Genomic DNA, 11423 nt, shown 5'->3' on the forward strand with positions numbered 1-11423 from the left:
CACCCCTGCGTCAGACCCTCGGTCCGTCACCGCCCCCTGCAGGGGAGGAAAGAACGACGCTCCGATGGCCGGCACGGCGCGTCGTCTTAGCCGAGAAGGGCAGAGGTCGGGCGCATCAGGCCCGGTTGGCGGCGGACAGCACCGCCCGGACGCTGGCGGTGGCGATGTCGGTGTCCAGGCCGACGCCGAACACGACGCGGCCGTCGGGGGTCCGCGCCTCGACATAGGCGGCGGCCTGTGCATCCGCGCCGTGGCCGATGGCGTGTTCGTTATAGTCGATCACTTCCAGGTTCGGGCCGGTCGTGTCGGCCAGCGCCGCGATCACGCTGGAGATCAGGCCGTTGCCGCGACCCGAGATCGAGCGCTCCTCGCCGTCCACCTGCACGCGGCCGATAAAGGTGCGCTGGCCGGTCGTGCCGGTTTCCTCATAGTCGCGCAGCACGAACCGATCGCCCTCGCGTGGCAGATAGGTCGCCTCGAACCCGCCCCAGATATCGGCGGCGTTGAGCTCGCGGCTGGTCGCGTCGGCCATCGCCTGGACATGGCGGCTGAAATCGGCCTGGAGCCGCTTGGGCAGCTTCAGCCCCTTGTCCTGCTCGATCACCCAGGCGACGCCGCCCTTGCCCGACTGCGAATTGACGCGGATCACGGCTTCATAGCTGCGGCCCAGATCGGCGGGGTCGATGGGGAGGTAGGGGACTTCCCACAGATCGTCGTTGCGCGCCGCCTGGGCTGCAAAGCCCTTCTTGATCGCGTCCTGATGGCTGCCTGAAAAGGCGGTGAAGACCAGGTCGCCCGCATAGGGGGTGCGCGGATGGACGGGCAGTTTGGTGCAGTAATTGACCGTATTCACGACCTCGTCGATGTCCGACAGGTCGAGCTTGGGGTCGACGCCTTGCGTGTACATGTTGAGCGCGACGGTCACGAGGTCGCAATTGCCCGTCCGCTCGCCATTGCCCAGCAGACAGCCCTCGACCCGATCCGCCCCCGCCATCACGCCCAGTTCGGCGGCGGCGACGCCAGTGCCCCGGTCGTTATGCGTGTGGAGCGAGATGACCACCGAGTCGCGGTTCGGGATGTTGCGCCCGAACCATTCGATCTGGTCGGCATAGACATTGGGGGTCGCGCATTCGACCGTAGCGGGCAGGTTCAGGATCAGCGGATGGTCGGGCGTCGGCTTCAGCACGTCCATGACGGCGGCGCAGACCTCGACCGAGAAATCCAGCTCGGCGGTCGAGAAGGTCTCGGGGCTATATTCGAAGAACCAGTCGGTGTTCGGTCGCTTGGCCGCCTCGTCGCGCAGGATCTTGGCGCCCTCGACGGCGATCTGCCGAACCTCGTCGCGGGTCATGCCGAACACGATCTTGCGCCACGCCGGGCTGACCGCATTGTAGAGATGGACGATCGCGGTGCGCGCGCCCTCCAGGCTTTCGAAGCTGCGTTCGATCAGGTCGCGGCGCGACTGGGTGAGGACCTGGATGGTCACGTCATCAGGGATGCGGTCGTCCCGGATCAGCCCGGAGATAAAGTCGAACTCGGTCGCGCCCGCGCTCGGGAAACCGACCTCGATCTCCTTCAGCCCGACCTTGACCAGCAGGTCGAACATCCGCGTCTTCTTCTCCGCGTCCATCGGATCGATCAGCGCCTGGTTGCCGTCGCGAAGATCGGTCGACAGCCAGCGCGGCGCTTTCGTGATCGTACGGTTCGGCCACTGCCGGTCGGGCAGGGCGATGGTGGGGAAGGGGCGGTACTTGGTCGAGGGATCGCGCAGCATGATCGTCGGGTCTTCCAGCAGTCTCGGCCGCGTCAGGCCAGGGGCGCGGCGGGGATAGGCTTATGGTTCATTCCGCCCTTAGGGAAGTCGCGCATGGCCACGCCGATCCTCCCCTAAGGGCGGATAAGTCGAAGCGAACGGAGCAGCAGCGCGGCGATCATGATGCAGCGGTTCATGCCGCGTCGGGCCGGGCTTGTCCATATCCGGCGGGGCGCGCGTGCACGCTTTGTTAAGTCGCCACTCGGCATCGATGGGATCGGACGCCGGCAACCATCGGGCACGCGGACATCGGAATGATACGCCAACTCGTCTATATCAGCAGCGTGAAGGGCGATCCCGGGGCGATCAACCCCGATGCGATCCTGCATGTCTCTCGCCGTAACAACGCCCGGTCGGGCGTGACCGGGCTGCTTTATTATGACGGGCGACGCTTCCTCCAGGCGCTGGAGGGCGAGGTGGAGGCGGTGGAGCGGCTCTATCGCCATATCGCCACCGATCCCCGGCATCACGCGCTGGTAATCCTGTCCGACCGGATGGTCGCGGCGCGCGAGTTCGGCAACTGGGCGATGGGCCATGCCCGCGATGGCGAGGACCGTGCGGTCCTGATCAACCGGATCGGCCGGCTGGCGGCGAAGGCATCGCCGGCGGTGCGCGCGACGTTCGAAAGCTTTGTAGAGCTGAAACGCCTGTTCTGATCCGCCCCCGGCCGTATCGCGGCCAGGGGCGAACCGAAGCGCGGATTACTGCGCGGTGAAGGCCGCGTTGATGGTCAGGTCGACCTCGTCCCCCACGACCGGGGCATAGGCGCCGACGCCGAAGTCCGAACGCTTGATCTTGCCCGTCGCGCGGAAGCCGATGTTCAGCTTCTTCGACATCGGGTTGGTGCCCGCCCCGAAGAAGGTGGCGTTCAGCGTCACCGGCTTGGTCTGGTCCTTGATGGTCAGGTTGCCGGTGATGACCGCCTTGTTGCCCATGACCTTGACGCCGGTCGAGACGAAGCGCGCGGTCGGATAGGTGGCCGCGTCAAAGAAATCCTTCGACTTCAGATGCTCGGCGAACTTGGCGCTGGTGACCGACAGTTCGTCGATCTTGAAGGTCACGTCGACCTTGGCCGCCTGGGGCTTGGCGGGGTCGAGGGTCAGCGAGCCTTCGGACGCGCCGAACTGCCCTTCCAGGATGGTGAAGCCCATATGGTTGAGCGCCCAGGTGACCTGGGTATGGGCCGGGTCGACGGCATAGGTGCCGGCGGTGACGCGCGAGGCGACGGCAGCGCCCGGCTGAGTCTGGGCGATGGCGGGGGCGGCGACGGTGGCGAGCGCCAGTGCGGCGGGAAGGACGAAACGCATGGGTGGGTACTCCCTGTTGAACGATGGCCTTTGTGGGGCGCGGGGTTAACGCGCGTCAAAGGCCAAGGTCGCAACGATGCGTTTCCGTTGGGGTGGGGAGGGTGGTCTCTGCGAGGCCCCTTGCCCTCCCCCATCCCCTCCCGCCTGCGGGAGGGGCGTGTCAGCGGCTGCGGCAAGCGCGCTAACTGACTTAGAAGCGCGCCGATAGGTAGCGGTAATGGATGACGACTGCCAAACAGCGCTCCCCTCCCGTAAACGGGAGGGGATGGGGGAGGGCCACGGTGTCTCACCGAGCCCACCCCCCAAGACGAAAAATCAGTTCTTCGCCTTGTCCACCAGCTTGTTCGCGCCGATCCACGGCATCATCGCGCGCAGTTCGCTGCCGACCTGTTCGATCGGGTGGCGCTTGGCGGCGATGCGGCTAGCCTTCAGTTCGGGCTGGCCAGCGCGGTTGTCGAGCACGAAGTCCTTCACGAAGCGGCCCGACTGAATGTCGGCGAGGACGCGCTTCATTTCCTTCTTGGTCTCTTCGGTGATGATGCGCGGGCCGGTCTTGATGTCGCCATATTCGGCGGTGTTCGAGATCGAGTAGCGCATGTTGGCGATGCCGCCCTCATACATCAGGTCGACGATCAGCTTCAGCTCGTGCAGGCACTCGAAATAGGCCATTTCGGGGGCATAACCCGCCTCGACCAGCGTTTCGAAGCCCGCCTGCACCAGCGCGGTCGCGCCGCCGCACAGCACGGCCTGCTCGCCGAACAGATCGGTCTCGCACTCTTCGCGGAAGTTGGTCTCGATGATGCCCGAGCGACCGCCGCCGACGCCCGAGGCGTAAGCGAGCGCCACGTCATGCGCATTGCCGCTGGCGTCCTGATGGATCGCGATCAGGCAGGGCACGCCGCCGCCGCGCACATATTCGCTGCGCACGGTGTGGCCGGGGCCCTTCGGCGCGATCATGATGACGTCGATGTCCGCAGGCGGCTCGATCAGGCCGAAATGCACGTTCAGGCCGTGGGCGAAGGCGAGCGCGGCGCCCGGCTTCAGATTGCCCTTCAGATCGGCGTCGTAGATCGCGGCCTGATGCTCGTCGGGGGCCAGGATCATCAGGATGTCGGCCCAGGCGGCCGCTTCCTTATTCGACAGGACCTTGAAGCCCGCCGCTTCCGCCTTGGCGGCCGAGGCCGAACCGGGGCGCAGCGCGATCGCGACATTCTTGACGCCCGAATCGCGCAGGTTCTGCGCATGGGCATGGCCCTGCGAGCCGTAACCCAGGATGGCGATGTTCTTCTCGGAGATCAGGTTCAGATCGGCGTCGCGATCGTAATAGACACGCATTTCAACTTCCCTTTCGAAATAGGCGGGCCGCGTCGGGCCTCATGATAGTCTGGAAACTTCGGGTGGTTCAGGCCGCTTCGGCGCCGCGCGAGATGGCGGCGATGCCGGTGCGAGCGACTTCGACCAGCCCGACTTCGCCCATCAGCTCGACGAACTTGTCGATCTTGGCGATGGTGCCGGTCACCTCGAACACGAAGCTGCCGATCGTCGCATCGACCACGCGGGCGCGGTAGACCTCGGCGAGGCGCAGCGCCTCGATCCGGCGGTCGCCGGTGCCCGCCACCTTCACCAGCGCCAGCTCGCGCTCGACATGGTCGCCCAGCACGGTCAGGTCGGTGACCTTGTGGACGGGAACCAGCCGGTCAAGCTGGGCGATGATCTGCTCCATCACCGGCGGCGAGGCGCTGGTGACGATGGTGATGCGGCTGACGGCCTTGTCGGCGGTGATCTCCGACACGGTCAGGCTCTCGATATTATAGCCGCGCGCGGTGAACAGCCCCGCGATCCGGGCGAGGATGCCCGGTTCGTTGTCGACGATCACCGCCAGCGTGTGGCGTTCCACCTGTTCGGTCTTGATGTGCATCGGTCTTCTTTCTGCGCACCCGTGATGGCGGGCCGTATATCCTCTCCCCTCCCGCAGGCGGGAGGGGCCGGGGAGGGAAGGCGAGGGAGGGAAAAGCCCTCCCCTAACCCCTCCCGCCTGCGGGAGGGAAATGGTCGTCAAACCAGCGCCTTGGCCTCGTCGTCCATGGTGCCCGATACCTCATTGGCCTGCAGGATCATGTCGGTATGCGCCGCGCCGCTCGGGATCATCGGGAAGCAGTTGGCGAGCTTGGCCACGCGGCAGTCGACGATCACCGGCCCGTCATGGTCCAGCATCGCGGCGATGCCGTCCTCCAGCTGGTCGCGATGCTCGATCAATATGCCCTTCCAGCCGTAAGCCTCACCCAGCTTCACGAAGTCGGGCAAGCTGTCCGAATAGCTCTCGGCATAGCGGCTCTCATAGGTCAGCTCCTGCCATTGGCGGACCATGCCCATATATTCGTTGTTCAGGATGAATATCTTGACCGGCAGGCGATATTGCGTCGCCGTCGCCAGTTCCTGGATGTTCATCTGGATCGAGGCTTCGCCCGCGATGTCGATCACCAGCGCACCCGGATTGCCGAGCTGCGCGCCGATCGCGGCGGGCAGGCCGTAACCCATGGTGCCCAGACCACCGCTCGTCAGCCACTTGTTGGGCTTCTCGAAGCCGAAATGCTGCGCGGCCCACATCTGGTGCTGGCCCACCTCGGTCGTGATGATCGGCTGGCGCGCCTTTGTCGCCTCGTACAGCGCGCGGATCGCCCGCTGCGGCATGATCGCGTCGCCATTCTCCGGGAAGGAGAGGCAACCGACCGCGCGCCAGCCCGCGATGCGGCGCTGCCACTCGGTCGTGTCGGGCTTGGGATGCTGGCGCGACTTCCAGATGCGCACCGCATCCTCCAGCGCGTGGCCGACATCGGCGATGATCGCCAGGTCGACGCGAACATTCTTGTTCACGCTCGACCGGTCGATATCAACATGGACCTTGCGGCTGTTGGGGCTGAACGCATCCAGACGGCCCGTCACGCGGTCGTCGAAGCGGCTGCCCAGCGCCACCACCAGGTCGGCCTGATTCATCGCCATATTGGCTTCATAGGTGCCGTGCATGCCCAGCATTCCCAGCCATTGCGGATCGCTGGCCGGGAAGGCGCCCAGGCCCATCAGGGTCGAGGTGACGGGCGCGCCGGTGATACGAGCCAGTTCGCGCAGCAGCTGCGACGCGGCCGGACCCGAATTGATGATGCCGCCGCCGGTATAGAGGATCGGGCGTTCGGCGGCCGCCAGCATGTCGACCAGCTGCTCGATTTGGGCTTGGTCGGCCTTCACCTGCGGGCGATAGGTCTTGTGGCGGATCGGACCCGGCTTCTGATAGCGGGCGGTGGCGACCTGCACGTCCTTGGGGATGTCGATCACGACCGGACCGGGGCGGCCCGAAGTCGCGATATGGAACGCCTCATGCACCACCTCGCCCAGGCGCGCGGGGTCCTTTACCAGGTAATTGTGCTTGGAGCAGTGGCGCGTGATGCCGACCGTATCGGCTTCCTGGAACGCGTCGGTGCCGATCAGCGCGGTCGGCACCTGGCCGGTGATGACCACCATCGGGATCGAATCGAGCAGCGCGTCGGTGATACCGGTGACCGCATTGGTCGCGCCGGGGCCGGAGGTGACGAGCACCACGCCGGGCTTGCCGGTCGAGCGGGCATAGCCCTCCGCCGCATGGGTCGCCGCCTGTTCGTGGCGGACGAGAATGTGGCGGATGCGCTTCGACCGGAACATGGCGTCATAGATCGGCAGCACCGCACCACCCGGATAGCCGAAGACGACCTCCACGCCGAGATCGCACAGCGCCTCGACCAGGATATCGGCTCCGCTTTTCTCGGTCATCGTCTTCGTCCTTCTGCATCCGTTGCCCGCTGACGGGGCGTGTCGGGAATGGCGCGGCTACAGGTTTAAAAAGTGCGCGTCAACCGTCAAAGACGTAATAAAGTTTCTATTATGTTGCGGCGCACATCTGGTCGGGTGTCGGAAATCACCGTCCAATCGGGGCCGGGCTGATGCCGGAACCAGGTATATTGCCTTTTGGCATAACGCCTTGTCGCGAGTGCGCCGGCCGCTTCGGCCTCGGCGCGGGTCATGATGCCCGCCAGCAGCGCGGCGGCCTCGGGAACGCCGATCGCGCGGCGGATGGGGGCGTCGTCGGACAGGTCGGGCCTTGCGAGCAGGGCGGCGGCTTCGTCCAGCCCCTCGTCCAGCATCTCGCCGAAACGCCGGTCGATCCGCGCGTTCAGCCAGTCGCGGTCGGGGAGCAGGATGACGGCGGACAGGGCGATGCGGTCACCGATGCCACCTTCCTTCCGGGCCTGCCATTCGTGCAGCGGCCGGCCGGTCGAGCGTACCACCTCCAGCGCGCGGGCGACGCGGGTAGTGTCGGCGGGATTCAGCCGGGCGGCCGATACCGGGTCCTCGCGTGAAAGGGCGGCATGCGCCTCGGCGACGGCCAGCGCGCGGACCTGCGCGCGGATGGCGGGATCGATGTCGGGCACCGGCGCGATGCCGTCGAGCAGCGTGCGCATATAAAGGCCGGTGCCGCCGACCAGGATGGGCAGCGATCCCGCCGTCACGCTGTCGTCTATGGCCGCGTGTGCCTCTGTGGCCCAACGCGCCGCCGAATAGCCGGTGTCCGCGCCGTCGACATGACCGAACAGCCGGTGCGGAGCCTGTGCTTCTTCGTCGGGCGCGGGCCGGGCGGTGAGGATCGACAGGTCGCGGTACACCTGCGCCGAATCGGCATTGATGATCGTGCCGCCGGTCGCCTTCGCCAGATCTAGCGCCAATGCGGACTTGCCGCTGGCGGTCGGCCCTGCGATGAGCGCGACCCTGGGTCGGTCAGAGGAGTTCGCCATGTTCATCGCCACGCTGATAGCAGCCAAGGGCCAACTGGCCGATGCCGATTTGACGACCGCGCAGGCGAAACTGGCGGCGGTGGGCTGCACCGTTTCCGCAAGCCGCTGGATCGATACGGGTGTCGCGGCGGACCTCGACTTCACGGGCGATCCACTGGCGGCGCGTGAGGCGCTGGAGGGGCGGTTCGACGCGACCGACGTCATCGTGCAGGCGGCGGCGCACCGTCGGAAGCGGCTGCTGGTCGCCGACATGGATTCGACCATGATCACCGTCGAGTGCATCGACGAACTGGCCGACTATGCCGGGATCAAGGAACAGGTCGCCGAGGTGACCGAACGCGCGATGCGCGGCGAACTCGATTTCGCCGCCGCGCTCGACGCGCGCGTGGCGCTGCTCGAAGGGCTGGATGAGGCCGTCATCGAACAATGCCTGGTCGAGCGGGTCACGCTGATGGCGGGCGCGCGGACGCTGGTCCGCACGATGAAGGCGCGGGGCGGCCACGCCATTCTGGTGTCGGGCGGCTTCACCCGCTTCGCCGAGCCGGTCGCGGCCGAGATCGGCTTCGACCGCGCCATCGCCAATTATCTGGAGATCGCGCATGGCAAGCTGACCGGCACGGTGCGCAAGCCCATCGTCGGCTCGGACACCAAGGAAAAGACGCTGCTCGCCGCGCTCGACGATCTTGGCATCGATGCGGCCGAGAGCATGGCGGTGGGCGACGGTGCCAATGACCTGGCGATGATCCGTCGCGCGGGGCTGGGCATCGCCTATCGCGCCAAGCCGATCGTCGCGGGCGCGGCGGCGGCACGGGTCGATCACAACGACCTGACCGCTCTCCTTTATGCGCAGGGCATCGCGCGCGCCGAGTGGGTTCAGGCCTGAGCCGGCAATCCGAACGCCGCCCCGATATGGCGGGTTAGGGCGCGACGACCACGCAGGGCTGGCTTGATCGGGTGCAGGCCGACTGGGCCTGTGCGCGATTGGCATAGCCCCCGGCCTGGAGCCGGGTCACGCCACCGGCGGTGACATAGGAGGGTTGCGCGCCGCCCAGCCGTCCGCGAACCTTCTGCCATAACGCGGTGGCATTGCCGCGATCGCGAAACGCGCCGAGCTGTATCCGCCAGGGGCCGCTGGTCGCGACCGGAGGCTTGGGTTGCGCTTTGGGCTGCGGTTGCGGCTTGGCGGCCACGCGTGCGGGCTGGGTGGAGCGGGGTGCCTCGGCGGCGGGGCGTTCCTGGCCCGGCACCGCATAACTGGCGCCGGCCGTGGCGGGCCCCGAAGGCGGTATCGGCACCGATTGCACCGGCATGGACCCGCGATTGTCGACGATGCGGCGCGGTGCCTCGGGGGGCAGCGCGGCCGGCGTAGGAATGGCGGCGGCGCGCGCCGCATATTGCTGGACGAGTTGGGTGCCCCTCTGCCGGTCGGCAGGGGTGATATACTGGTCCATCTGCGCCAGCGTCTCGGACGCGGCCTTCAGCCCGTTCTGCGAGGCCAGCGTCATCAGCGCATAGGCGCGTGGATAGTCGCGGGTGACGCCGTCGCCGTTGAACAGCATCGTACCCAGCACCAACTGCGCGCGCGGTTCGCCCCGTGCGACCGATTTTTCCAGCCAGGGCTGCGCCTCGGCGCGCTTGCCCGACTGGAACAGCGCGAGCCCGTAATTGTCGGCGGCCTGAACATGGCCCTGTGCGGCGGCCTTGCGGAACCAGCTTTCGGCGAGCGTCGGGTCGACCGGAACGCCGCGCCCCAGCTTATAGGCCTGGCCCAGGTTGAACTGCGCATCGGCATCGCCCGCGATGGCGGCAGGCCGCCATTCCTCGACCGCCTTGCGATAGTCGCCCTGCGCCCAGGCCTCGACCCCCGCCTTCACATCGGCCAGCGCCGGCACCGCGACGAGACAGGTGGCCAGAGCGGTCAGCCCCGTGCCGATCCGGGGAAAGCTGCGCATCATCTTCGTCCATCCTCCAGGCGGTCGCCGGCCCATCCATGCCCCGGTGCCCCGTTGCGGTAAAGCCGGACGGCTATGCCGCAGACGGCTTAACACTTCCTTAGAGCGCACTCGGTAGCGTGACGGGCGAACGGGGAAGGGGGCATGCGCGCCCGCGTTTCTTCCCGCCATGCTCGAACCCGGTGATGACCATGACGACGATCCGCACCCTTATCGCCTGTGGCGCCGGCACCGCGATGCTGGCCGGCTGTGCCGCCGGCGATCACCGTGCGGCGCGGTCGATCGCGGACACGGGCAAGACGGGCGAGGACCGCGCCACCGCCGCGCTCGCCGACCAGACACGGCGCATCCTGGCGCAGCGCGATGGCGCCGGCGCGGTCACGCTGGCCGAGCGGCTGGTCGTGGCCGATCCGCAGCGGGCGGAGTATCGCGCGCTGCTGGGGCAGGGCTATCTTCAGGCCGGGCGCTTCGCCTCGGCGCGACAGGCCTTTGTCGATGCGCTGCAGCTCAATCCCGATGACGGGCGTTCGGCGCTCAACCTGTCGCTGGCGCTGATCGCGGGGGGCGACGGTGCGGCGGCGCGCGCGATACTCGGCGGGCATGCGGATCGCATCCCGGCGGCCGACCTGGGGCTGGCGATGGCGCTGGCCGGGGATACGGGGCAGGCGGTGCAAATCCTCAATGCCGCCGCGCGTGAGCCGGGGGCGACCGCCAAGACGCGGCAGAACCTTGCGCTGGTGCTCGCGCTCGCCGGTCAGTGGGAGATGGCGCGCATGGCCGCCTCGGCCGATATGGCGCCGTCCGATGTCGAAGTGCGGATGCAGGAATGGGCGGCCTTTGCGGGCGCCACCAGCCCCGCCGATCAGATCGCCGGCCTGCTGGGTGTGCAGCGCGCGGCGGATACCGGCCAGCCGCTGACGCTCGCGCTCAACGCCGCGCCATCGGTCGCGATGGTCAGCGACATGGCCCGCGCGCTGCCGGCCGAGCCTGTACCCCTGCCGACCGAGATCGCGGCGACCGAGCCGGTCCTCCAAAAGCCGGTGCCGATGGCTCCCGCGATCGTCTTCGCCGCGCGGCAGCCGGTGGTTCAGCCCTTGCCGATGATGGCCGTGCAGGCCTCCCGCCTTGCCCGGATGGCCCCCGGCCTGGTCACCACCCCCGCGCTGCTCCGCCGCGCCGAGGAGCGCCGCACCGCGCTGCCACGCGGTGACTGGAACGTGCAGATCGGGGCTTTCACGGACGAGGAGGGGGCGCAAAAGGCGTGGGGACGGCTGACCCGCCAATTTGCAGGCCTGTCGGGCTATACCCCGTCGAGCGCGACGCTGCGCCGGCCGGAGGGTGATCTCTACCGCCTGTCGGTCGGCGGGCTGACCCGGCCGCAGGCGGATATGCTGTGCCGCCGCTATCGAGGGGCGGGTGGCGCCTGTTTCGTGCGCCAGCGCGCCGGCGATCAGGTGGTCCACTGGGCGCGCCCCGGAATCGGGCTGGCCGCGCTATAAGGGGTCAGGCGGGCCTCGCTGGTCAGGGGACG

General features: G+C 67.7%; 10 protein-coding genes. 3 read left to right on the forward strand and 7 right to left on the reverse strand.

Annotated elements, in window-relative coordinates; genetic code table 11:
* Positions 1 to 115 precede the first annotated feature (115 nt).
* Positions 116 to 1774 carry a 2-isopropylmalate synthase gene (gene leuA / locus ACQHGV_RS03295; RefSeq protein ID WP_440979416.1) on the reverse strand — a complete coding sequence of 553 codons (1659 nt, stop codon included), beginning with the start codon at positions 1772 to 1774 and terminating at the stop codon, positions 116 to 118.
* 293 nt (positions 1775 to 2067) lie between these two features.
* Between leuA and ACQHGV_RS03300 the strand changes: the two genes are divergently transcribed.
* Positions 2068 to 2469 carry a BLUF domain-containing protein gene (locus ACQHGV_RS03300; RefSeq protein ID WP_440979417.1) on the forward strand — a complete coding sequence of 134 codons (402 nt, stop codon included), beginning with the start codon at positions 2068 to 2070 and terminating at the stop codon, positions 2467 to 2469.
* A 45-nt stretch (positions 2470 to 2514) separates the two neighbouring features.
* Here ACQHGV_RS03300 and ACQHGV_RS03305 read toward each other — a convergent pair whose 3' ends face one another.
* From ACQHGV_RS03305 to miaA, 5 genes are all read right to left on the reverse strand, one after another.
* Positions 2515 to 3120: a YceI family protein gene (locus ACQHGV_RS03305; RefSeq protein WP_440979418.1), complete on the reverse strand. Its 606-nt coding sequence runs from the start codon at positions 3118 to 3120 to the stop codon at positions 2515 to 2517.
* Positions 3121 to 3435: 315 nt separating this feature from the next.
* Positions 3436 to 4455: a ketol-acid reductoisomerase gene (ilvC, locus tag ACQHGV_RS03310; RefSeq protein ID WP_306999421.1), complete on the reverse strand. Its 1020-nt coding sequence runs from the start codon at positions 4453 to 4455 to the stop codon at positions 3436 to 3438.
* Positions 4456 to 4522: 67 nt separating this feature from the next.
* Positions 4523 to 5038: an acetolactate synthase small subunit gene (ilvN, locus tag ACQHGV_RS03315; protein ID WP_183952815.1), complete on the reverse strand. Its 516-nt coding sequence runs from the start codon at positions 5036 to 5038 to the stop codon at positions 4523 to 4525.
* Positions 5039 to 5175: 137 nt separating this feature from the next.
* Positions 5176 to 6921 (reverse strand): acetolactate synthase 3 large subunit, encoded by a 1746-nt coding sequence (locus ACQHGV_RS03320; RefSeq protein WP_440979419.1) that lies wholly within the window; start codon positions 6919 to 6921, stop codon positions 5176 to 5178.
* 86 nt (positions 6922 to 7007) lie between these two features.
* Positions 7008 to 7940: a tRNA (adenosine(37)-N6)-dimethylallyltransferase MiaA gene (gene miaA / locus ACQHGV_RS03325; RefSeq protein ID WP_440979420.1), complete on the reverse strand. Its 933-nt coding sequence runs from the start codon at positions 7938 to 7940 to the stop codon at positions 7008 to 7010.
* On the opposite strand from miaA, the gene serB reads away from it, so the two are divergent.
* Positions 7939 to 8823: a phosphoserine phosphatase SerB gene (gene serB / locus ACQHGV_RS03330; protein WP_440979421.1), complete on the forward strand. Its 885-nt coding sequence runs from the start codon at positions 7939 to 7941 to the stop codon at positions 8821 to 8823. The two genes, miaA and serB, sit on opposite strands and share 2 nt — an antisense overlap.
* Before the next feature lie 34 nt (positions 8824 to 8857).
* Here the strand turns inward: serB and ACQHGV_RS03335 are convergent, their stop codons facing one another.
* Positions 8858 to 9892 (reverse strand): SPOR domain-containing protein, encoded by a 1035-nt coding sequence (locus ACQHGV_RS03335; RefSeq protein ID WP_440980120.1) that lies wholly within the window; start codon positions 9890 to 9892, stop codon positions 8858 to 8860.
* 185 nt (positions 9893 to 10077) lie between these two features.
* On the opposite strand from ACQHGV_RS03335, the gene ACQHGV_RS03340 reads away from it, so the two are divergent.
* Entirely contained in the window at positions 10078 to 11391 is a 1314-nt protein-coding gene (locus ACQHGV_RS03340; RefSeq protein ID WP_440979422.1) for an SPOR domain-containing protein, read from the forward strand.
* The last annotated feature ends 32 nt before the right edge of the window (positions 11392 to 11423 follow it).

The organism is Sphingomonas pseudosanguinis, from assembly GCF_052056765.1.
GTDB classification, from domain to species: Bacteria; Pseudomonadota; Alphaproteobacteria; order Sphingomonadales; family Sphingomonadaceae; genus Sphingomonas; species Sphingomonas pseudosanguinis.

Coding starts and splice junctions, on each gene's coding strand:
- leuA (WP_440979416.1), bottom strand. CDS start 1,774: ATGCTGCGCGATCCCTCGACCAAGTACCGCCCCTTCCCCACCATCGCC.
- ACQHGV_RS03300 (WP_440979417.1), top strand. CDS start 2,068: ATGATACGCCAACTCGTCTATATCAGCAGCGTGAAGGGCGATCCCGGG.
- ACQHGV_RS03305 (WP_440979418.1), bottom strand. CDS start 3,120: ATGCGTTTCGTCCTTCCCGCCGCACTGGCGCTCGCCACCGTCGCCGCC.
- ilvC (WP_306999421.1), bottom strand. CDS start 4,455: ATGCGTGTCTATTACGATCGCGACGCCGATCTGAACCTGATCTCCGAG.
- ilvN (WP_183952815.1), bottom strand. CDS start 5,038: ATGCACATCAAGACCGAACAGGTGGAACGCCACACGCTGGCGGTGATC.
- ACQHGV_RS03320 (WP_440979419.1), bottom strand. CDS start 6,921: ATGACCGAGAAAAGCGGAGCCGATATCCTGGTCGAGGCGCTGTGCGAT.
- serB (WP_440979421.1), top strand. CDS start 7,939: ATGTTCATCGCCACGCTGATAGCAGCCAAGGGCCAACTGGCCGATGCC.
- miaA (WP_440979420.1), bottom strand. CDS start 7,940: ATGGCGAACTCCTCTGACCGACCCAGGGTCGCGCTCATCGCAGGGCCG.
- ACQHGV_RS03335 (WP_440980120.1), bottom strand. CDS start 9,892: ATGCGCAGCTTTCCCCGGATCGGCACGGGGCTGACCGCTCTGGCCACC.
- ACQHGV_RS03340 (WP_440979422.1), top strand. CDS start 10,078: ATGACCATGACGACGATCCGCACCCTTATCGCCTGTGGCGCCGGCACC.